Origin of the sequence: Staphylococcus sp. HMSC069D12 (assembly GCF_001810405.1) — a bacterium.
Taxonomy (GTDB): Bacteria; Bacillota; Bacilli; order Staphylococcales; family Staphylococcaceae; genus Staphylococcus; species Staphylococcus haemolyticus.
In genome coordinates this window covers 213348-236024 of the sequence record NZ_KV801108.1, presented here as the reverse complement: position 1 = coordinate 236024, position 22677 = coordinate 213348, and the positions used below count along the sequence as shown (strand labels likewise).

Genomic DNA, 22677 nt, shown 5'->3' with positions numbered 1-22677 from the left:
TAAAGCACCAACGCGCAGAGTCCTTAAACTCTGCGCGTTGGTGCTTTTGTTAATTATTGGTGTTCATGTTGTTTATTATGATCTTTGTTATGCGGGTTTTTGTCATCATTCATATGTTGAACAATATGTTGGTTCATGTGAGCCCAACCTTTCCAACCTACGTGAACGACATCACTAAGAACATATTTCTCATAATCTTTATCTGACATATCATACACCTTACCACCATGTGCTACTACAGTTTGATGTATTTTTTTATAGACTGGTTCTCTTGTTGAGCGTTCAATACCTAAGTGATCATACCATTTACCATTCACAGGTAAAATAACATATTGTACGTCTGCACCTGCATTATGCATTGTATCCACTAACAATGATAAATCATTAAATTCTGGAGAGTTCATTTTAAACTCATATTTACGATGATTCATTGGCTTTTTATGCATAAGTTTTTCCCAATATTCATTACGTATTCCATAATTATTTGATGATGAGCGTTTCGCACCTAATGTCACAGCTTTATCTTGCATTTCCTGCCATGATACATTTGGCTCAGTCACAGGTTTCACATGTGATAATGGCGACTTATCTAATGAGAAGTAAGTTTTAATCGCTTCAATTTTTAATAACTGATTCTCTTTAAAGCGAGAAACATAGTTAGCATCTACTTCACCGTGATTATTTACGACGTCTTTCAAGAATTCTTTATTCGACGCACTTTTAAATTGTAATAAGCGTTTGGCATATCTCTCTTTTAATTCTGAAGGCATATCTTTTTGTTGAAATAACTGATTAATTTGATTTGGTGTTGTACGTGCTGCAAAATCACGATCATTAACACCATGTGTACTAAACCATTGTGGTGAAATAATAAATGTCATCTTTTTCCCTTTTAGTTGATCGTATTGACCAGCTAATTCAATTGCATTGATTAAATCTGTATTACCACCCGTACCAATTAGAAAAATTGGTTTAGTATGTTTTCTATGATTTAGAGCAAGTGCAGGGTTAAATGGATCTAATTTATTCAGTTCACTTGACCCATATATTGGATAATATTTATCACTACTAAATAGTTTATTTTGAATGAGCGTACCTTTAAGAACTTTATCTGTTAAAGATATTCTATTATTAGCGACAGCCTTGTTTGTAACTAATCCAGTAAACCAGCTAGCAGGCATTAATACGAAGGCTAGAAATAAAATGCCGCTAATAATAATTGGTAAAAATGGTTTTAACTTCATCGTAATTCTTCTAATGCTTCAACAATTTTGTTTGGAGTTGCCCACTCATCACGATCGAAATCCATGATAGATACTTCAATGCCTAATCTGTTTTGAATCTCAAGTAATAAACCTACCGTTTGGAATGAATCGATGATACCCTCTTCGAAGATTTCAACATCAGGGTTCTCTTTTACAACATCATTTTCTGCCACATCAGCTAATAAATCTAATACTTGTTCTTTAAATTCCATAATTTATGACTCCTTTTAAATTAATTTTCCTGAAAAGATTAAAAATCCAAATGCTACAAAATGGAAAGTAATGATAATACTCAACGCTGTAGTAAAACCATTTTGCCAACGTGGTGGATGTTTCTTTCTCCAACGTTCATAGTATCCATAACCAATAAACATTAGTCCATGGTAAATACCATAAACGATATAGAATAACTCTAAACCATGCCACACACCCATGATAAAGAAGTTTAAGAAGAATGCGAAATTAGACATCGCAAATTGACTTTTAAATGTTTTTTTACGTGACATATAGAATAATGTACGCATATAAATACAATCTCTAAACCAGAATGATAATGACATATGCCATCTATTCCAGAAGTCTTTTATATTTTTGGCTTTGAAAGGTTGGTTGAAGTTAGGCGGTGTATGAATACCGTATAAATAACTTATTGCTACAGCAAACAAGCTGTATCCTGCAAAATCAAAGAATAAATAGAAACTATAAGCATACATATATAGCCATTTATGAGTAAATCCATCTAGATTCATTAATAATGGATGAATTGCATAAACATTGATTAAATAAGCAATAATATACTTGTATAAAAATCCAAGCATAATCATGTGTATCGCTTTGGCAACCATTTCCCTATATTGTTCACTTGTAGGAACCTTTTTATCGTCTTTAACAAAACGTTTATAGCGATCAATTGGCCCTGAAGACACCGTTGGGAAGAAAGAAATGAATTGGAATAATTTCCCAACTTTGATCTCTTTAATAGATCCATCTCGAATCTCCATAATTAATTGTACACTTTTAAACGTTACATAAGAAATACCTAGGAAACCTACAAATTCTATAAGCTTGTGTTCATGGAAATGGATTTGTTGACCACCTAGCCATGAGCTTTGTAATACTTTAACAATCACTAATGGTAAAATGGATAAAATCATAACAATGACAAATTTGCTAAATGTATTACTCTTCTGTCTTGATTTATAATATCCCATGATTAATAACACTTGCCATATGAGATAAATTACAAAACTGATGAGTTGAATACTTAAATATTTATTACCGAATATATTATGTTTATCTGATGAAAAGATGATGACAATCATAATTGCAGTACTTAAACCGTTATAAAGATAGCTTCGCTTACCTAAAAATCCGAGTATGATGACTGGTAAAAGTACTATAAATGCAACTAAGAAGAAGGTAAACGTGCCATATGGAATCATGCGTTAATATCCTCTGCGACTTGTTTACGATCAAGCTTTCCGTTTGACGTTAATGGTAACTGTTTCATCCAAACAAATTTTCTCGGAATCATATATTCAGGTAAGCGAGATTTTAGTTCAGATTTAATTTGTCTTGTCATTTCTAAATCATCTTTAACTTCTTCAGTCGGAACGACAGCACCGATTAAGTGTATTACTTTATTATTTTTATATACTGGAACGACAACAGTTTCTCTAACAAACTCTGATTGTCTAAGTTGCGTTTCAATTTCTTCCAATTCCATTCGGTAACCGTTAAGTTTAATTTGGAAATCAATTCTTCCTTGAATGAACCATTGTCCATCTTTCTCGATGGCTTTATCACCCGTATGATATATACGAAGTCCATCTTCAAAGTTAAATACCGCATCGGTTTTTTCTTTGTTATCTAAATACCCAAGACTAACACTATTACCTTTAATAACAAGTTCATCTTCGTCTGTTGTAAACAATGATGTGTTAGGTCTTGAAACACCAACAGGTAGCGGGTTATAAGCTTCAATAATTTCAGGTGTCAATTTAATACCTGTAACAGCTACTGTCGCTTCCGTAGGTCCATACGTGTTATAAACCACTGCACTTGGATATCTATCTAAAAGTGCTTTCGCAGTTCTATGAGGCAAGATTTCTCCACAGAAGAAGAAATGATTCAAGCTTGGATAACTTGATTCGTTAAGGTTAGGTAATAGCAAGCACATTTCCATAAATGATGGTGTAGATACCCATGCATTGATTGGTGTATTAACTAACATTTCATTGAGTAATTTAGGTTTATTGATCATTTCTTTATCTACTAAATTAAGTGTGCCACCTGATGTTAAACAAGGATAAATTGCCATGACTGATAAATCAAACGAGAATGGTGCTTGATTTAACCACTCTTGTGAACCCTCTGATTCATTAAGTGATACCATCCATTCTGCAAATTCTATTAAACTTGCATATTCGATCTGAACACCTTTAGGCGCACCTGTTGAACCAGATGTAAAAATAGTATATACAACATCCGTTAATCCCATTTGACTGTCAAATAGTGTTGGATTATCAGAATCTTGGATACTTTGAATTGTAAGTTCTTGTATATTGGAATGATTTAATTGTGTATCTGTTGTGTTAAATATAATGTCCGGTTGTACTTTATTTATAATCATATTCACACGTCCACTTGGTACTGAAGTGTCAATAGGTACATAGCCACAACCTGCTTTGATAGCACCTATCATTCCTACTAACATGTAAGGTGACATATGTCCATAAACGATTAACGGCTTATGATTATCTTGTAATAGATGCGCTAATTTACTAGATTCATCCATTAATTGTTGATATGTTAATTCTTCATCTTTATGTCTAACTGCTACACGTTCAGGATTACTTTGACCGAAGTCATTTATTAAATTTATGATATCTGTCATAATTAGACTCCTTATTAAAATTCATTGTAAATGAAATTATTATGTGTATCGCCGGAACCATAAATTAGGTACAGCGCAATAAATATCGCTAAATATAAAAGTGTTAATAAATAAGGTTTAGCTTTCTCATAATATTGCATCATCTTATGATTATTCTCTTTCAATGCACTATTGCACCTCACTATCATTTCAAATATCGGAGTGAAGTATTCATCCTACTCCTGAGTTAAAACCGAATTCACGAAAACAAAACAAAATTCATTAAATATATTTTTTATATATTATACATTCATCTTATTATAATTAAAATTTGATTTTAAGGCAAATTAAATTTCCCACTTCAAACTATTGTGCTAATGATACTAAATTAACTCTTAAAAAATTAATAAGATTTTATGCGTTAATGTTACTATCAACAACACTGCATTAGTGGCAATGACGAATTCAAATGACAATAATTATATTAGTACCAAATAGTTAGCTTAACAATTACATACGGTATAACAAAACTGTTAGTTATAATAAAAGAACCTCTATCGTTCATGGTTTAATCTTTACCTAAACGTTAGAAGTTCTTTAAAATTTATTTATTAGTAATCGGAGTCAACGGTTTTTCTCCTTTTAATATCGCAGCAATGTTATCAACACATAATTGAATCATTCGATCTCTAGTTGCTACAGAAGCACTACCTATATGCGGTAATATGACTGCTTTCTCCATTTTCAAGAGAGGGTGATTAAGTTTAATAGGTTCCTCACGTAAGACGTCTAAACCACATCCACCAATTTCATGATTGTTCAATGCATCAATTAGAGCATCCTCGTCTACAATAGCACCGCGGCCGATATTAATGAGGATTGCATCGTTTTTCATTTTTGAAAACGCATCTTTATTAAACTTATTCTCTGTTTCAGGTGTCAATGGCGCAGTACATACGACAAAATCACTGTCTTCTAATAATGTATCAAAAGATACATAACTTGCATTAAGTTCTGATTCTGCATCTTCATGTCTTGAACGATTATGATACAAGATAGTTGTATTAAATCCTTGAAGTCGACGTGCAAAACTCTTTCCAATATCACCCATACCATAAATACCTACAGTTGAACCATGAACATCCTTACCAGATAATAAGTATGGTCCCCAGCTTTTCCATTCACCATCTTGTACATATTTTTCCGCTTCAACAATACGTCGTGCCACAGTTAACATTAACGTAAACCCTAATTCGGCTGTCGTTTCCGTAAGTACTTGAGGTGTATTAGTAACGACTATACCTTTTTCTTGAGCTAGCTTAACATCAATGTTGTCAAAACCAACCGCCATATTTGCTATTACCTTTACATGTTTAGCATGTTCGAGACATGTGGCATCAATCTTTTCACTTAATGTGATGAAACATGCATCAACATCTTCTAATTCTTTCAAAAATTGCTCTCTAGGCATAGGTTCAAATGCTTCTTTCCACATTTTAACGTCGCCGAACTGTTCCAATTCCTCTATGAAACGATCTGGAATTTGACGTGTGACTAGAATTTTAACCATGTCATGCCACCCCTCTTTTTATTTTTGGGCATTTCTTTCTAATTCTGAAATTGCTACATTTAAGTCTTTAAATGAATATGTAGGTTGTTGGTCTTTTTCTTTTAGTTCTTCATAAGTCGTTACACCAGTTTGTACATGAATTGTGTCAACACCTACATTAATACCAGACATGATATCGGTATCATACAAATCGCCAACCATTGCTACGTCTGATTTATCTAATTTCAAGATGTCTAAAGCAATATCCATAATGACTGACTCCGGTTTACCAATAAATTGTGGTGCTTGACCTGTAGATACACTAACTACACTTGTAATCGCACCATTACCCGGTAAGAAGCCACGTTCTTTAGGAATCGATACATCAGGGTTCGTTGAAATAAATCTTGCACCCTTACGTACTGCAAGCGTTGCCACAGCTAATTTTTCGTAAGTAACGTTTTCATCTAAACCAATCGCAACATAATCAACGTTTTCATCATCTTTTACAGTTAATCCAGCTTCAGTTAAAGCTGTGCGTAAGCCACTGCCGCCAAGCATGAATACCGTAGCATCACTTTTCTCATCTGCAATATAATTTGCTGTTGCTAAGGCAGACGTTACAACTTCCTCAGGTTTCGCATCAATATTCATTTCTTTTAATTTTTGCGTTACCTCTTCAGGCGTCTTTGTAGAGTTGTTTGTAACATATAAATGCGGGATTTGATGATTGTTTAAGTAGTCAATAAATTGTGCTGCACCATCGATTTCATCTGTACCTAGATACATAGTTCCATCTAAGTCGATTAAATATCCTTTATAATTCTTCATTACTTGTTGTCTCCTTTTCCAAAAGCGGTAACTGGAACATTCTCTTTCTCAAGGAACTGAGTTACCTCTTGAATAAACTGTTCATAATAAGGCAAAGCCTCGTCAAATAATGGCTGAATCTTGCTATTATCAAGTTCTGTATAATGGTGTGCGAACTGCTTTCTAACGTCAACTGTTTCATTAACATGTTGTTGAGTAGATTTCGAAATAACACCTTCTAGTTCAAGAATATCAATGACATCTTTATAATTTCCTGGATCCCTCAAGATAAAACCATCAATAATCATATTACCTATATCCACAGATGATTCAATTAACATTTGTGCGATACGTTCAAATGCATAATGATTTCCTTTATTCGATTCATAATCTTTAATTAATTGATTTAAGTAAGTTAATTTTAAAGTAAGCTGATCTTTATCTACAAAATACATATCCTTCACCTCTTAATATGTCTATCATATCACAGTTTTGCATAGGTCTTCATTTGTCGTTATACTTAATTAAAAATACAAGATAAAAGGAGTTCTACTCTTATGATAGATATGTACTTATATGATGATGAAGAACAAAGCCAAGTACAGTTTGTAGGCTTTGTAGGTGAACATAGCCGTTATGATTTAATGCTCGTTCAAACAGATCGTCATTACGGTAAGACACTTGTGCTAAATATGCAAACAAACAAATTCGGTATTATCGGGACAGATGATATTGAAGAAGAAGGATATATCGCGCATATTCTAGGTGTGAGTCAAGAAGAAAGTGATGAAATCATTGAATATCTTAATCAAGTCATTCAATAATTACTATTTTAAAAGCTGTGAAAAAATCTCTTCTCATAGATTTCTTCACAGCTCATTTTATTAATTCTATAGTTACTCATCTTGGTGCTTAACTTCCTGAATGGTAGGTTTAATTTTAACATCATGCAATTTATCTTCAGAATCAGATAAAATAACATCCTCTTCATCATGATTTAATTGTTGTACCTCTTTGTTAGATAAATGACGTAATACAAAATAAGGACAACCGAAATTGCAATATTCTAATATATAATCTTGAATACTCGAAAAACGTTTCGAGATTTCAGCTTTTTTATTCGTATCCTTATAAAAACCTTTTAATCGTAATTGATCATATCCAAAATCCCCTACAATAAAATCATACTTATCTAATATATCTGAATATCTCGATGCAAATAATTCTTCATCAAAGCATGATCTATATTCTTCAATGATTTCAAAATATTGTTGACCTATCTTAATCATAATTTGTCACCTTTAACTCGTATAATAAAAACTTAGATTACACAATTCAATTTAAAATGTGCAACCTAAGTCTCTAAAAACTTAATCCAAACCGTTTAATTGTTCAAATTAATTTTGTTGTAATTTTTCTTCACCTAGACGGTGTTTTTCTTTAGCCGCTTCATTTACTTGTTCGTCGGCATGATAAGAACTACGTACCATTGGGCCAGCCTCACAGTGTTTGAAACCTTTGTCCATAGCTACTTTTCTTAATTTACCAAATTCTAATGGTGTATAGTATTTTTCAACTTTCAAATGCTTACGTGATGGTTGTAAATATTGACCAATTGTTAAAATGTCTACATCATTTGCACGAAGATCATCCATTGTTTCATAAATCTCTTCAATCGTTTCTCCTAAACCAACCATTAAGCTTGATTTAGTAGGAATATCTGGTTGCAATTCTTTAGAACGACGTAAGAACTCTAATGTTCTTTCATATGTTGCACGTGCACGAACTCTTGGTGTTAAACGACGTACTGTTTCGATATTATGGTTTAAGATATCAGGTTTAGAAGCCATTAATGTTTCAAGTGCTTCATAGTCACCACCCATGTCTGATGGTAAGATTTCAATTGTAGTGAATGGATTACGTTCACGTACTTTACGTACTGTTTCAGCATATACGTTAGAACCTGCATCTCTTAAGTCATCACGTGCAACTGCAGTGATAACAACGTGTTTTAAATTCATTAACTCAACTGATTCTGCAACACGTTCTGGTTCATTTAAGTCTAGTTCATTAGGTAAGCCAGTTTTAACTGCACAGAAACGACATGCTCTTGTACATACTGCACCTAAAATCATAAATGTAGCAGTACGTCTAGCACCCCAACATTCATGTATATTTGGACACTTTGCTTCTTCGCAAACAGTGTGTAAGTTCTTTTCACGCATCATCTTCTTGAGGCCAATATAGTTTTCGTTCGTGTTAAGCTTAATTTTCAACCAATCTGGTTTACGTAAGATTTCTTCATTTTTAGTAGCCATAACCACGTATACCCTCCTGTATAATCTATCTTTTCCTATTATAACGAAATTTACATTAAATTAAAACGTAATAAACCATAAATTTCAAGCTTGAATTTTATTCTATTCTATACATAAATCTATTTGTGTTATTCTATTGCAGTCTCAATAACTTATCTTTAAAGATATCTCTAAGGAACTCAGGCATAATATAATCAATCGACTTCCCTTTCAATATAGGGAAATATCTACCAAACGTATACATATCAACTGTTCCTAAAGTGTATAATTTATCATCAACTACTTCTTCACCATTAACAAAGAATCTATTTTCTGACTGGATAAAACCGCAATTATATAAAATATAGCCTCCAAATATATCTCCTCTAAAACCCAGTCCTTGAGCATGTTCATGCATATATTCTTGCTTCTGACTTTTTTCAATTACTTTTTTCAATTCACTACCTGTCAAACGTACGCGCACTAGATTAATTGGATGTGGCAACATTTTATGAATATCATATTCCGTTAGTCTATCCGCTTCAATTCCTTTTACAATTAAACCAGCATTTATGATAGTACAATCTGTATTAGTAAATTCAAATACACTTTCAGCTAATAAATAAGTCGTTTTAGTAATGACATCTGTTTTACTACTTAAGTTGATAGGATAATCAATCACCGGTTCACTCATCAATGCCTTTCCTTCTGACTCATAATCTGTTTCAACCATAGGTAATGTTTCAACCGGATAAATAATCGCTTCTTTACTAACAACATTTTTATTTTCAATAGTTAAATTAACTTCACCTAAATAATAACCATATTTACCAGCAGCTGCCATAAGTACGCCATTATTCATTTCACCCTCATCAAAATGATGGTGTGTATGACTCCCAAAAATCACATCAATTTCAGGAATCTCTTGGCATAACTTTTCATCAAAAAAGATGCCTACATGACTCATCACAATAAGTACATCATAATTACCCTGTTGATTAGCGATTTCATCTTTAATCGCTTCTAAAGGATCCGTTACAATCCAATCAAGAGCTCTGTAAAATGGTGTGAAAGGTGCTGTTGCCGCCACAAATAAAATACGTACGCCTTCAATTTCTTTAATACATGATGAGGCTATGTTATGAGGTAACTTCCCTTCCTCATCGATAACATTTGTACAAATGACGTTAAATGTCGCATTATTATATAAATTATTTAATGCTTCATGAGAGATGGTCATACCTTCATTATTACCTATCGTCGCAATATCGCACTGAGCCTCATTAAGCAAGTCGATATTCTTGCGACCTATCGTTGCTTGAGTCACTGGTGCTGATAAATCCACATGGTCGCCTATATCTAAATAGAGTGAGGGATGTTGAAGTTTGGGTCTATGTTCTGCCATATAAGATGTTATACGTGCATATTCGTTTAAATGACTATGAATATCGTTCGTGTGAAAAATGGTTAACTTCACTTAAATTCCCCCTATATTTATTTAAAGAAAAGATTTAATAATTAAGTATACACCCATTATCAACATAACCGTACGTAATAGCGTTACAACAGTTTCAGATTTAATGGAGTGGTTAACACGTACGCCAATTTGGGCGCCGATATAACTTGAAATAATAAGAACTATAGAATATGACCATGCAACATGTCCTTGTAAAATGTGACCTATAGAACTCATAACACTTGAAAAGAAAATCATCATCATGCTTGTACCAACTGCAACGTGTGGTGGAAATCTGAAAACAATTAACATTAGTGGTGTCATTAATGCGCCACCACCAATTCCGAATAGACCTGTTAAAATACCAATGAACAGTGTCGCAACAAATGCAAATAAAGGTGGTACGCTATAGTGATAGGTCTTTCTTTCAGAATCAACATACGTTTTACGATATTTCTCTTTATCAAAAATCTTAAACGGTTTGATTTTATGTCTCACCATTAAAATAATTGAAACAATAATCATAAAAATACCGAAGTATAAATTGAAAGACTCTAAAGTAAGATATCTACTTAAAAACGAACCTAACAATGAACCTGGTAATAATCCAAACAAGAAGATAGAGCCATTTTTAATATCTACCTGCTTCGTCTTTAAGTAGCCTAATGATGAAGATAAGCCTGTGACGATTAGGATCACCGATGATGTTCCTATCGCTATTTGTGGTGTAATACCATGTAAAACATCGTGTGTAACGCCCAAGTATACCAGTGTTGGAACAATAATGATCCCACCACCAATACCTACTAATGACCCTAAAATAGCAGAGAAAAGGCCGATAAGCACTAATAAAATAATTGTCACTAACATTATATTTCGCCTCTTAGAATAATTTTAATTGTTGCGGAGCTAAACCTGTGTATTCAATATCTAACATATCCTGATATGTTTTAGCGTTTTGAGCAGCATGCCCACCCGAGTTATTATTAAATACGACATAAACCTTTTTAGCTTTTTGTTCTATAATTCTAACTTTATTAGCTAAATCGGTAAGCTCTTCTTTGTTGTAGTTATATAAGTATCTCACATCACGCCACTCTTGGTCGGTCATGTCTTTTTTGGTCCAGCCTTGTCTATTTCTTCCATGATAGCGTACAAAAGCCGTCTCAGTAGTAATACGATTAACTAGTGGTATTGAGCCTTCGCGCACTTGTGGCTCATCTACTACTGAATGGATAATGTGGTGCTCAGTTAAAAATGACAGCGTTTGTTCTTTAAATTGATCGTTAAACCATGATTGATGTCGAAACTCGACACAAATCGGTACATCAGCCAATTGTTGACGAACAAACAAGATATATTTGATATTTTGTGCCGTACAATCAAACCAAGGTGGAAATTGAACTAAGACCATAGCTAGTTTGTGATGATCTATAAGTGGTTGTAGCATTTGTTTGAATTGCTCGAATAATTCACTTCTTGTTTCTGCGTAATCTTTATAATCTGCATGTAGTGTAAGTGCTTGATGAATCTTCACTATAAATTCAAAACGATCAGGTGTTTCTTTAACCCATTTCATGATATTTCTTTCAGGTTGGATGGCGTAGTAAGATGCATCAAGTTCAACGATTGGAAAGTGACTAGCGTATGTTTGCAACTTATCCGATTGTCGTTCTAAATCCTCATATAAAGAATCGTGATCTCCCCATCCAGTAAGACCTATATTTATCATTTTTATCACCAGCTATATGATACCATATTCAATTTTATGATATCACTTGTTCTATATCATCTTTACATTATCTTATTATTTTCGGAAATGTTGCATTCTCATGCACACTCTATTTTTCTAAAAATCATCGAACAACCGTTAATAATGTTTCTACTTGTTCAACAAGTCGATCCATCAATTGATTGACATGTTGTGACGTAGCTAAACGTGGCGATTGACCACTCCACATATGCGTCCATTCACGATGCCCTGTGGAAGCGGCTGTCTTTCTAATAGAATTAGTTAGTTGATTTTGTACAGGATATGGCGGTATGTTCCCTTCGTATTGTTTCATCGTCTCTACAAATTCATTGTTGATACCGCGTGCTGATTTACCACTAAATACGTCAGTGACTACTGTATCAGTCTCTTTACTATGAAGCACTGCTTGTTTAACTAATTGATTTGCGCCACTTTCTTCAGTAGTTAAGAAAGCTGTTCCCATTTGTACACCTTGTGCACCTAGTATCTGACTAGCTAATATACCACGACCATCCATAACACCACCTGCAGCAACAACTGGTATCGATACATGATCAACTATCTGTGGTATTAAACTCATTGTTCCTATGAGCGGTTCACGTTGATTGTTGTTTGTTAAAAATGACCCCCTATGTCCACCTGCTTCACTGCCTTGAGCAACTACAATATCCATACCTGCATGCTCATTTGCAATTGCCTCATCTACAGTAGTAGCTGTACCAATTAACGTAATTCTAGCACCTTTTAATTGTTCAATGATTTCTTTTGACGGGATACCAAAGGTGAAACAACATACTGGTACTCTATATTTAATCACAGTTTGAATTGCACTTTTAAATTGTTGTTCTTCAGAAATATTGACTACTGGCTCTTCAAGATTTAATGCCTTACGATAGGGTTTCAGCCAAGCATTCATATGTTCGACTTGTTCATTAGTGTATGATTGATGACTTGGTACAAACAAATTCACACCAAATGGTTGTGATGTTAATCCTTGCACTTTTTGAATTTCTTGCTCTAACTTTTTTGTAGTAAAGTAGCCCGCTCCAATACAGCCTAAACCACCTTTATTACTTACAGTTGCAACAAGTTCCGCAGTTGTACTACCAGCCATACCTGCTTGAATAATAGGATATTGAATATTTAAAGATTGCGTTAGTTGATTGTTATACCACATTTAAAATCACCTTTTCTTTATTTTAGGGTAATTACTATGCTTATTTCACTTAAATAATTATTCAAAGTATTCCCTACTCCCATTTTCAGTAAACTTTGCTAATTTTTGAAAAAATAAAAGCAAGGACTGAACTTATGTAAAGTTAGCCTTGCTTATAAAATGATGATTTTACAATAGTGCACTTGTTAAAAAGATAATTATTTAATTATGCAGACATCACATATTTATGTATTTCAAAAAGATATTTAAAATTAGGAAAGTTTCTAAATTTTGTACTTATCTAATTATTAATTTTTAAATCGAAATCAAAAATAAAAATTGCCATAAACACAAAATCATTGGTCGAAATACTAGACCGTGAAATTTACCTCTTTTATTCCATAACACTACGTCAACAATGAAATAAATGACAATTAAAAACGCTGAGATTAAAAACATAAAGCCTCCAAACCCTAACAAATTATCAGTAGTTTTGGTCAATTCTTGCGCCATCATCCATTCCTTACTATGTATAAATCTTACTTTAGCTGACCAAGCAACTATTAGAAAAGCGGCTCCAATTGAACCTGACCATGCAATTATATTAGCCGATTGCAATTCGTCTTTCATATCTTTCATTTCTTGCTTGGTAACTTTGTTAGTTTTACCGTGACCAGTTTTCACAAATTCTAATTTTGTTTTGAATGGCCGTTTTACCAAATAATGACTCGATAAATAACACATCAATAAAAAAAGGAAGAAGTGTTACGACAAAAACCAAGTTGTAAGTATGAATATCTTCCCCTGTAAAATGTATTAACAATTCAAGTAATGATGAATAAATTAAGAATATTCCTAAATACCAAATCTTCTTTTTCTTTTGAATTTGTCTTAGACTGACCATTGCTATAAAGATTAAGCCAATTGAACCTAAAAATATAGCAAGATATTCAATAATGATAATCAACGAATACCAATTCGCATAAAAGTCAAACATTGTAGAGTCCTCTCACAACATGTATTTTGTTAAATCAATTACTTTTTAAATATTATATAAAATTATATCATAATAAAAATAAACATTTAATATAAATAAGTGTTAACTATTTAGAGATAAAAAAGCACCAAAGCATTCACTTAGTTGGAACACTTTGGTACTTGTTATTGTTATTAAGAAAAAGTTGGTGATATAGGTTAAATTAACCGATAGAGCCTTCCATTTCGAATTTAATTAAACGGTTCATTTCTACTGCATATTCCATTGGTAATTCTTTAGTGAATGGTTCAATGAAGCCCATAACGATCATTTCTGTCGCTTCTTCTTCTGAAATACCACGGCTCATTAAGTAGAATAATTGTTCTTCTGATACTTTAGAAACTTTCGCTTCATGTTCTAATGAAATATTGTCATTGAATACTTCATTATAAGGAATAGTATCTGAAGTAGATTCGTTATCTAAAATTAAAGTATCACATTCAATATTAGAACGTGCACCTTTCGCTTTACGTCCGAAGTGAACGATACCACGATAGATAACTTTACCACCATTTTTAGAAATAGATTTAGATACGATTGTTGAAGATGTGTTTGGTGCTTTATGAATCATTTTAGCACCAGCATCTTGTACTTGACCTTTACCAGCAAAGGCGATAGATAATGTACTACCTTTCGCACCTTCACCTAAAAGAACACAGTTTGGATATTTCATCGTTAACTTAGAACCTAAGTTGCCGTCAACCCATTCCATGTTACCATTCTCATGAACAAACGTACGTTTTGTAACTAAGTTATAAACGTTGTTAGCCCAGTTTTGAATTGTAGTATAACGTACGTGTGCATCTTTATGAACGATGATTTCAACTACTGCTGAGTGTAATGAACTTGTTGTATAAACAGGTGCAGTACAACCTTCAACGTAGTTTACTGAAGCACCTTCATCAGCAATAATTAATGTACGTTCGAATTGACCCATGTTCTCAGAGTTAATACGGAAGTATGCTTGTAATGGTGTATCTAATTTAACATTCTTAGGTACATAGATGAATGAACCACCTGACCATACTGCTGAGTTTAATGCTGCGAATTTGTTATCAGCTGCTGGAACAACAGAAGCAAAGTATTCTTTAAATAGTTCTTCGTTTTCACGTAAAGCACTATCAGTATCTTTAAAGATGATACCTTTTTCTTCTAATTCTTTTTCCATATTATGATATACAACTTCTGATTCATATTGAGCAGAAACACCTGCTAAATATTTTTGTTCAGCTTCTGGAATACCTAATTTATCAAATGTACGTTTAATTTCTTCAGGCACCTCGTCCCATGAACGTTGAGTATGCTCTGAAGGTTTAACGTAGTATGTGATGTCATCAAAGTTTAATTCTGATAAATCGCCACCCCATTGAGGCATTGGCATTTTGTAGAATAATTTTAAAGCTTTTAATCTGAAGTCGAGCATCCATTCAGGCTCTTCCTTCATTTTTGAAATTTCTCTAACGATATTTTCTGTTAAACCACGTTCTGATCTGAAAATGGAAACATCCTCATCGTGGAAACCATATTTATAATCTCCAACATCAGGTGCTTTTTTAGCCATTTCAATCACTCCTTAAATATATTTAAAACGACGTGCGTGAGATTTTTAATATTCATTATTGTCTATTGCCATTGTAACAATATGCAACCTTCATAAAAAGTCAAAAGTGTAAAAAGTTAAAGTTGGACTTTAGAAATTGCTATCTATCATCACTATAAAGTTTCACATACGACTAAAGTTTACTCTTCTGTCGTACCTTCTGCTTTACCTTCCTTTTCAACTGTTCCTTTTTCAAGTGCTTTCCAGGCTAATGTTGCACACTTGATGCGTGCTGGGAATTGAGATACACCTTGTAGTGCTTCAATATCTCCCATTTCTTCAGTGATTTCATAGTCTTCACCAAGCATCATCTTAGTAAATTCTTGACTCATTTGCATTGCTTCACCTAGAGAATGACCTTTTACAGCTTCAGTCATCATAGATGCACTAGACATCGAAATAGAACAACCTTCTCCTTCGAATTTAGCATCATTAATAATGCCATTTTCAATATCAAACGTTAATCTGATACGGTCACCACAAGTAGGATTGTTCATGTCTACAGTCATTGAGCCATTGTCCAAAACGCCTTTATTTCTAGGATTCTTATAATGATCCATAATTACAGATCGATAAAGTTGATCTAAATTATTAAAATTCATAAGAGAAAAACTCCTTCGTTTGTTTCAATGCTTCAACAAGTTGGTCTACATCTTCTTTAGTATTGTATACATAGAAGCTTGCACGTGCAGTAGATGATACATTCAACCATTTCATTAACGGTTGTGCACAATGGTGTCCAGCTCTTACAGCAACACCTTCTGTATCTACTGCTGTAGCAACATCATGTGGATGGATATCAGCCAAATTAAATGTGATAACACCGGCACGACGTTCTTTTGGAGGACCATAAATTTCAAGTCCTTCAATAGATGACATTTGTTCATAGGCGTATTCTGTTAATGCTTTTTCATGTTCATGAATAGCATCAAAGCCTAATTTCTCAATGTAGCGAATGGCTTCACCTAAGCCAATTGCTTGAGCGATAATAGGTGTACCAGCTTCAAATTTAGTAGGTAAATCTGCCCATGTAGCGTCATATTTACTTACAAAGTCAATCATATCTCCACCAAATTCAACTGGTTCCATTTCTTTTAATAAATCACGTTTACCATATAACACACCGATGCCAGTAGGTCCTAACATTTTATGACCACTGAAACTGAAGAAATCAACGTCTAAATCTTGAACGTCTATTTTCATGTGAGGTGCTGATTGTGCACCATCGACACTAGTAATTGCACCATGCTCATGGGCAACTTTAGCAATTTCTTTGACATCATTAATTGTACCTAACACATTAGACACATGTGCTATTGCTACAATTTTAGTATTATCATTTATTGTCGCTTTAACATCCTCAAGTCTTAATTCACCCTCATCTGTCATTGGAATGAATTTTAATGAGGCATTTTTACGTTTAGCTAATTGTTGCCATGGAACAATATTGGCATGGTGTTCCATTTCAGTAACAACTATTTCGTCGCCTTCTTCAACATTGGCATCTCCGTAACTGCGCGCAACAATATTGATTGCTGCAGTTGTTCCTCTAGTAAAGATGACTTCTTCAAAGTATTTAGCGTTAATGAAACGTCTTACAGTCTCACGAGCACCTTCGTATCCGTCAGTAGCAAGTGAACCAAGTGTATGAACACCACGGTGTACATTTGAATTATAACGTTTATAATAATCATCCAATACGTTCAACACTTGAACAGGTGTTTGACTGGTAGCTGTAGAATCCAGGTATGCTAATCTTTTTCCATTAACTTTTTGATCTAATATTGGAAAATCTTTAATGATTTCCTCAACATTTAACGAAGTTTCGGCCACTTTTTTCACGACCTTTCTAATATTAAAAATCTCTTTTAGATTTATATGTTTATTTATTTACTTTAAGTTCAATTACTTCTCTCAATTGACGTTTAACGTCTTCAATTGGTAATTCACGCACTACAGGATCTAAGAAACCATGAATTACTAATCGTTCAGCTTCTTTTTGTGAAATACCACGACTCATTAAGTAGTAAAGTTGCTCAGGGTCAACTCGGCCAACAGACGCTGCGTGTCCTGCTTCTACATCATCTTCATCAATTAATAAGATTGGATTGGCATCGCCTCTTGCATTCTCAGAAAGCATTAAGACACGTGACTCTTGGTTAGCGATAGATTTTGTACCACCATGTTTAATATATCCAATACCATTAAATACAGATGATGCATTTTCACGCATAACACCGTGTTTTAAGATGTAACCATTAGTTTCTTTACCGTATTGAACAATTTTAGATGTTAAGTTGATTTTTTGGTCACCTGTACCGACAACAACTGATTTAAGTTCACTTGTTGAACGGTCACCAATTAAATTAGTTGTATTATCAATGATTTGATTACCTTCATTCATTAGACCTAATGCCCAATTGATTGATGCATCTGCAACAGTAGTACCACGACGAATGATATGACCAGTAAATCCTTTATCTAAATAGTCAACTGAGCCATAAGTGATATTTGAATTAGCACCGGCAATAACTTCTGAAACAATATTTAATTGGTTACCTTCACCACTTGCAGTTGATAAATAGTTCTCAACATACGTTACTTCAGCGCTTTCCTCAGTAACAATAATCACGTGGTTAAAGAAACTAGCATTATCATCATCATGTAACACAACATATTGAATTGGATCTTCAACAACTACATTTTTAGGCACATAAACAAACACGCCACCATTAATTAAAGCTGTATGCAATGCAGTTAAACGATGTTCATCAACACTCACTGCATCTGTCATTAAATATTTTTGAACTAACTCCCCGTGATTAATTAAAGCTTCTGATAATCCTTCAATTATCACGCCATTTTTTTGTGCTTGATCTGATACTTGAGTATAAGCTAAAGCATTATTATGTTGAACAACTAAATTTTTAGTGTTTTCAACGTCTATAATTTTTTTAATAGCTTCTGGAAGCTCTGATAAATTACTAAAAGATTGACCTTTAACTTCATGTTGTTTAAATGAATCAAAGTCCCATTTTCTTAATTTAGTTTTATCTGGTTTTGGCATTTCTAAAGTTTCTGTTAATTTCAACGCTTTTTGACGTAACTCAGTCATCCAAGAAGGTTCATTGTGCGCTTTAGAATAATCAACAAGTTGTTCCTCAGAAATGTTTAAAGTTTCAGTTGTCATAACTCTCTTTTCCTCCTACTTGATGAAAAATTTTAGCGACTGTAGATATTTCGTATACTTAAATGATTAAGTTTATACGATGTCTAAGTCTCACATATTTAATCGTTGATATTAATGCATTGTTTCACATTAACACCATGTTTCTAGTTTCATCATTTAAAATAAACGATTGCTAGATTATTCTTTAGCACCGAATTCTTCTTTAACCCATTCATAACCTTCTTCTTCAAGACGTTTAGCTAGTTCAGGGCCTCCTGATTTAACTACTTTACCACCGTACATAACATGTACTTTGTCTGGTGTGATGTAGTTTAATAAACGTTGATAGTGTGTAATCATTAAAGCACCAAATTCTTCGCCACGCATTTCGTTGATACCTTTAGATACAACTTTTAATGCGTCAATGTCTAAACCTGAGTCGATTTCATCTAGGATGGCAAATTTTGGTTCTAACATCATTAATTGTAAGATTTCGTTACGTTTTTTCTCACCGCCAGAGAAACCTTCATTTAAGTAACGTTGTGCCATATCTTTATCGATATCTAAGAAATCCATTTCTTTATCTAATTTTTTGATAAATTGCATTAAGTTGATTTCTTGTCCTTCTTCACGTTTCGCGTTAATAGCTGAACGCATGAAGTCAGCATTTGTCACACCAGTAATTTCTGATGGATATTGCATTGCTAAGAACAGACCAGCTTTTGCTCTTTCATCAACTTCTAATTCTAAAATATTAACGCCATCCAGTAACACTTCACCTTGAGTTACTTCGTATGATGGATGTCCCATAATCGCTGATGATAATGTTGATTTACCAGTACCATTTGGTCCCATAATTGCATGTATTTCACCTGTATTAATAGTTAAATTAACACCTTTTAAAATTTCTTTATCTTCAATAGACACATGTAGGTCTTTAATTTCTAATGTTGATGACATTTATATTCCCTCCGTAAAATATAAAGTTTTCTTAACTAGTTTATAATAATTTTAATTTGTAGTCAAAAAGACTTTGTGTACTTTAATACACTTCATTATAACGTAAATAGCCCTTAATATAAACTTATTAAAACTCTAAATTATAGTGATTATCTATCTAAAATAATTTTTATTTGATACTCAATTTTTTCTTGCAACTGATAATCAAAGGCTTATTGTTCTCAATAGAAATATTTCCGCCACAAATGTTATTAATTTAGCGCGATTTTTATAAAAATTATATTTTTACAAACTGAATATTTTATAATGATTCAAAATTCTGTTATGATGCTATTTAATTGAAAGGAGACATTCATGCAAAATTTTAAATGGATAAATATATTAAAAGGGTTTGGTATGGGAACAAGCGATTTAGTTCCTGGAATAAGTGGAGGAACCATTGCCTTACTATTAGGCATATATGATGGATTCATTTCTTCAATTAGTGGCTTATTCTCAAAACGATTTTGGCCTAGTTTAAAGTTTTTACTTCCTATTTTAATAGGTATGGCTTTAGCTGTCGGTATATTAAGTAATCTAATCAATTATTTATTAGAACATCACCAAGTAATTACAATGTTCTTCTTTACCGGTTTAATTATTGGTATCATCCCTTATTTACTAAGAACTGCGAAATTTAATAAAACGTTTAAAGCAAAACATTATAGCATTATGGTAGTAGGCATTATCATTTTAGTAGTAATTACATTAATGAATTCAAGTAATCAAAGTGTTGATACATCACTAGATTTATCATTCGGTCTTATTATTAAATATTTCTTAGCTGGTGTGTGTGCTTCAAGCGCAATGTTATTACCTGGTATTTCCGGATCGTTTATGCTACTAATATTTGGTGCTTATGGAACAATTATGTTAGCCATTGCTGATTTAGTTAAATTGAATTTCGATGGCCTACCATTATTAATTGTTGTAGGATTAGGTGTATTAGCAGGGTTTTTATTATCAAGTCGTATTATTAAATACTTCTTACATCATCATTTCTATACCACATTCGCATTAATAACTGGATTCGTTATCGGCTCCATATATGCTGTATTCCCCGGTCTTCCTCAAACTGGTATTGAGTGGACACTTTCAATCATCACTTTAATCATTGGATTTGCAGCTAGTTATTGGATTGGTCAAATTACTGATGATAATGTGTAATTAAGTTTAAAATATTATATAAATATTTATAATGAAACGGACCCATAAGGTTAATCTAATGGGCCCGTTTTTCTGATAAATTAAAATTCATTTTAAATTGAAAGCGCAAGTGCTGAGCACTTACGCTTTGTGATATAGACAAATTATTTGTTATCGTTATTACCTTTTACTTTATCGACAAGATCGTTAGCTTTATTTTTAACGTTTTCAACTGCTTCTTTGGCTTTACCAGAAGCTTTATCGTTTTGACCTTCTTTTTCTAAATCTTTATTGTCAGTTACGTTACCAACAGTTTCTTTTAAGTTACCTTTTGCTTGTTCAAATTTATCTTCAGCCATTTAAAATTCCTCCTTGATTGTCTGTATCTTTACTTATTGATTAAATACCCCTATAATCTTATCATTAAACACCTTATTCATAAATTTTATATATTATAGAATATTTTCATTCTATTGAATAATTCTTATATAATGACACTGTAACAATAAAATTAAAGGGGGTATATGATGAAATTTATTAATTTTACCGCTATGACTGAAAGTGGTTTAACTAAAAAAGTAAATCGCTTTTTAGAGGAGAACCCGTATATCGAAGTTATTAAATTTGATTATACAATGGGATCTGGTGGACAAGGCGTCGGTATATTGTATAAGGACAGAAAATCTTTCTAAATAATAGAAACTCCGTAATCAAAATGGTTACGGAGCTTCTTTCATTATTATTTCGCTGGTACAACTGCACCTTTATATTTGTCTTTAATGAAATCTTGGATTTCTTTAGATTGTAACACTTCAATTAAAGCTTTAATTTTTTTATCATCTTTATGTCCTTTTTGAACTGCGATTAAGTTAGCATAAGGGTTGTTATTTGGTTTTTCAATAGCAATTGAATCTTTTTGAGGGCTTAAGCCTTGATCAATCGCATAGTTAGAGTTGATGATTGCAGCATCTACATCTTCATTTTGATAGATTTTTGGAAGATATTCTGCTGATTGTTTACTGTTGAATTTGATGTCTTTTTTGTTTTCAGTGATATCTTCGAATTTAGCATCTTCGATTTTTACACCTTTTTTAATTTTAATTAATCCTTCATCAATAAAGAATTTTAAGAAACGTCCTTGTTCAGCTGGGTTATTTGATACATAAACTGTTGAACCTTTAGGAAGGTCTTTTAAACTTTTATATTTTTTAGAGTAAACAGCCATTGGTTCTAAGTGAACTTTACCTGCGTCTTCAATTTTGTATCCTTTTTCTTTACTTTCAGTTTTTAAATAAGGTACGTGTTGGAAATAGTTAGCATCCAATTCACCTTTATCTAATAATTTGTTTGGCGTAGTGTAATCATTAATTGTTTTAATTTCTAAGTCATAGCCTTTCTTTTTAAGTAAAGGTTTAGCCTTTTCAAGAATTTCAGCGTGAGGTGCTGGAGATGCGCCTACAACAATTTTTTTATCTTTATCCCCACTACCATTACCACAAGCTGCTAAAACGACTGTTAATGTTAATACTAAAAATAAGCTTAAAAGTTTTTTCATTGAATCATTCC

26 protein-coding genes are annotated in these 22677 nt (G+C 32.9%); 3 read left to right on the top strand and 23 right to left on the bottom strand.

The features are described 5' to 3' along the window. Positions 1 to 53: 53 nt before the first annotated feature. The 8 genes from dltD to HMPREF2737_RS06915 form a co-directional block, all read right to left on the bottom strand. Entirely contained in the window at positions 54 to 1244 is a 1191-nt protein-coding gene (gene dltD, locus HMPREF2737_RS06945) for a D-alanyl-lipoteichoic acid biosynthesis protein DltD (RefSeq protein ID WP_037548960.1), read from the bottom strand. Continuing rightward, positions 1241 to 1477, bottom strand: a complete 237-nt coding sequence (gene dltC / locus HMPREF2737_RS06940) for a D-alanine--poly(phosphoribitol) ligase subunit 2 (protein WP_011276285.1) — start codon at positions 1475 to 1477, stop codon at positions 1241 to 1243. The genes dltD and dltC overlap by 4 nt, the downstream gene beginning before the upstream one ends. A 15-nt stretch (positions 1478 to 1492) precedes the next feature. Continuing rightward, on the bottom strand, positions 1493 to 2707 hold the full coding sequence (gene dltB / locus HMPREF2737_RS06935; protein WP_037548956.1) for a D-alanyl-lipoteichoic acid biosynthesis protein DltB: 1215 nt from the start codon (positions 2705 to 2707) through the stop codon (positions 1493 to 1495). Next, complete coding sequence (gene dltA, locus HMPREF2737_RS06930) at positions 2704 to 4161, bottom strand: D-alanine--poly(phosphoribitol) ligase subunit DltA (protein WP_037548953.1); 1458 nt, start codon at positions 4159 to 4161, stop codon at positions 2704 to 2706. Before dltA ends, dltB begins: the two co-directional genes overlap by 4 nt. A 14-nt stretch (positions 4162 to 4175) precedes the next feature. Continuing rightward, a complete protein-coding gene (locus HMPREF2737_RS11280) occupies positions 4176 to 4304 on the bottom strand; it encodes a teichoic acid D-Ala incorporation-associated protein DltX (RefSeq protein ID WP_160380485.1) in 129 nt (42 codons plus the stop codon). Positions 4305 to 4744: 440 nt separating this feature from the next. Further along, on the bottom strand, positions 4745 to 5710 hold the full coding sequence (locus HMPREF2737_RS06925; RefSeq protein WP_037548950.1) for a 2-hydroxyacid dehydrogenase: 966 nt from the start codon (positions 5708 to 5710) through the stop codon (positions 4745 to 4747). 18 nt (positions 5711 to 5728) lie between these two features. Continuing rightward, entirely contained in the window at positions 5729 to 6520 is a 792-nt protein-coding gene (locus HMPREF2737_RS06920; protein WP_037548945.1) for a TIGR01457 family HAD-type hydrolase, read from the bottom strand. After that, the gene (locus HMPREF2737_RS06915; protein WP_037548942.1) at positions 6520 to 6954 is read right to left on the bottom strand and encodes a DUF86 domain-containing protein; all 435 of its coding nucleotides are present in this window, start codon (positions 6952 to 6954) and stop codon (positions 6520 to 6522) included. The genes HMPREF2737_RS06920 and HMPREF2737_RS06915 overlap by 1 nt, the downstream gene beginning before the upstream one ends. A gap of 102 nt (positions 6955 to 7056) precedes the next feature. On the opposite strand from HMPREF2737_RS06915, the gene HMPREF2737_RS06910 reads away from it, so the two are divergent. Continuing rightward, positions 7057 to 7323, top strand: coding sequence for a DUF3055 domain-containing protein (locus HMPREF2737_RS06910; protein ID WP_037548938.1), 267 nt, complete (start codon positions 7057 to 7059; stop codon positions 7321 to 7323). Positions 7324 to 7395: 72 nt separating this feature from the next. Here the strand turns inward: HMPREF2737_RS06910 and HMPREF2737_RS06905 are convergent, their stop codons facing one another. The 13 genes from HMPREF2737_RS06905 to sufC all read right to left on the bottom strand — a co-directional run bounded on the left by HMPREF2737_RS06905 (position 7396) and on the right by sufC (position 19926). Further along, on the bottom strand, positions 7396 to 7788 hold the full coding sequence (locus tag HMPREF2737_RS06905) for a YutD family protein (protein ID WP_011276293.1): 393 nt from the start codon (positions 7786 to 7788) through the stop codon (positions 7396 to 7398). Positions 7789 to 7896: 108 nt separating this feature from the next. Next, positions 7897 to 8817: a lipoyl synthase gene (gene lipA / locus HMPREF2737_RS06900; protein WP_029376689.1), complete on the bottom strand. Its 921-nt coding sequence runs from the start codon at positions 8815 to 8817 to the stop codon at positions 7897 to 7899. Positions 8818 to 8950: 133 nt separating this feature from the next. After that, positions 8951 to 10273, bottom strand: coding sequence for a bifunctional metallophosphatase/5'-nucleotidase (locus HMPREF2737_RS06895; RefSeq protein WP_037548936.1), 1323 nt, complete (start codon positions 10271 to 10273; stop codon positions 8951 to 8953). Positions 10274 to 10294: 21 nt separating this feature from the next. After that, positions 10295 to 11122 (bottom strand): sulfite exporter TauE/SafE family protein, encoded by an 828-nt coding sequence (locus HMPREF2737_RS06890; RefSeq protein WP_037548934.1) that lies wholly within the window; start codon positions 11120 to 11122, stop codon positions 10295 to 10297. Positions 11123 to 11135: 13 nt separating this feature from the next. Further along, positions 11136 to 11984: a DUF72 domain-containing protein gene (locus HMPREF2737_RS06885; RefSeq protein ID WP_037548931.1), complete on the bottom strand. Its 849-nt coding sequence runs from the start codon at positions 11982 to 11984 to the stop codon at positions 11136 to 11138. Between the two features lie 124 nt (positions 11985 to 12108). Further along, complete coding sequence (locus tag HMPREF2737_RS06880) at positions 12109 to 13182, bottom strand: NAD(P)H-dependent flavin oxidoreductase (protein ID WP_037548929.1); 1074 nt, start codon at positions 13180 to 13182, stop codon at positions 12109 to 12111. A 294-nt stretch (positions 13183 to 13476) separates the two neighbouring features. Continuing rightward, positions 13477 to 13881, bottom strand: a complete 405-nt coding sequence (locus HMPREF2737_RS11875) for a hypothetical protein (protein WP_229664793.1) — start codon at positions 13879 to 13881, stop codon at positions 13477 to 13479. Then, positions 13826 to 14158 carry a hypothetical protein gene (locus tag HMPREF2737_RS11870; protein WP_229664792.1) on the bottom strand — a complete coding sequence of 111 codons (333 nt, stop codon included), beginning with the start codon at positions 14156 to 14158 and terminating at the stop codon, positions 13826 to 13828. The genes HMPREF2737_RS11875 and HMPREF2737_RS11870 overlap by 56 nt, the downstream gene beginning before the upstream one ends. Before the next feature lie 202 nt (positions 14159 to 14360). Then, a complete protein-coding gene (gene sufB / locus HMPREF2737_RS06870; protein ID WP_011276300.1) occupies positions 14361 to 15758 on the bottom strand; it encodes a Fe-S cluster assembly protein SufB in 1398 nt (465 codons plus the stop codon). Between the two features lie 179 nt (positions 15759 to 15937). Further along, positions 15938 to 16399, bottom strand: a complete 462-nt coding sequence (sufU, locus tag HMPREF2737_RS06865) for a Fe-S cluster assembly sulfur transfer protein SufU (RefSeq protein WP_011276301.1) — start codon at positions 16397 to 16399, stop codon at positions 15938 to 15940. Beyond that, positions 16389 to 17639: a cysteine desulfurase gene (locus HMPREF2737_RS06860; protein ID WP_176744061.1), complete on the bottom strand. Its 1251-nt coding sequence runs from the start codon at positions 17637 to 17639 to the stop codon at positions 16389 to 16391. Before HMPREF2737_RS06860 ends, sufU begins: the two co-directional genes overlap by 11 nt. A gap of 40 nt (positions 17640 to 17679) precedes the next feature. Further along, positions 17680 to 18987: a Fe-S cluster assembly protein SufD gene (gene sufD / locus HMPREF2737_RS06855; RefSeq protein WP_037548923.1), complete on the bottom strand. Its 1308-nt coding sequence runs from the start codon at positions 18985 to 18987 to the stop codon at positions 17680 to 17682. Between the two features lie 177 nt (positions 18988 to 19164). Continuing rightward, positions 19165 to 19926 carry a Fe-S cluster assembly ATPase SufC gene (sufC, locus tag HMPREF2737_RS06850; RefSeq protein WP_011276304.1) on the bottom strand — a complete coding sequence of 254 codons (762 nt, stop codon included), beginning with the start codon at positions 19924 to 19926 and terminating at the stop codon, positions 19165 to 19167. A gap of 354 nt (positions 19927 to 20280) precedes the next feature. Here sufC and HMPREF2737_RS06845 point away from each other — a divergent pair, with 354 nt between their 5' ends. Further along, positions 20281 to 21132: a polyprenyl-phosphate transporter PopT gene (locus tag HMPREF2737_RS06845; protein WP_037548918.1), complete on the top strand. Its 852-nt coding sequence runs from the start codon at positions 20281 to 20283 to the stop codon at positions 21130 to 21132. A 143-nt stretch (positions 21133 to 21275) separates the two neighbouring features. Here the strand turns inward: HMPREF2737_RS06845 and HMPREF2737_RS06840 are convergent, their stop codons facing one another. Beyond that, the gene (locus HMPREF2737_RS06840; RefSeq protein WP_037548915.1) at positions 21276 to 21470 is read right to left on the bottom strand and encodes a CsbD family protein; all 195 of its coding nucleotides are present in this window, start codon (positions 21468 to 21470) and stop codon (positions 21276 to 21278) included. A 168-nt stretch (positions 21471 to 21638) separates the two neighbouring features. Here HMPREF2737_RS06840 and HMPREF2737_RS11600 point away from each other — a divergent pair, with 168 nt between their 5' ends. Then, positions 21639 to 21803, top strand: a complete 165-nt coding sequence (locus HMPREF2737_RS11600; RefSeq protein WP_016931019.1) for a hypothetical protein — start codon at positions 21639 to 21641, stop codon at positions 21801 to 21803. A gap of 47 nt (positions 21804 to 21850) precedes the next feature. On the opposite strand, the gene HMPREF2737_RS06835 is transcribed toward HMPREF2737_RS11600, so the two are convergent. Then, positions 21851 to 22666 (bottom strand): MetQ/NlpA family ABC transporter substrate-binding protein, encoded by an 816-nt coding sequence (locus HMPREF2737_RS06835; RefSeq protein ID WP_037548912.1) that lies wholly within the window; start codon positions 22664 to 22666, stop codon positions 21851 to 21853. Positions 22667 to 22677: the final 11 nt, after the last annotated feature.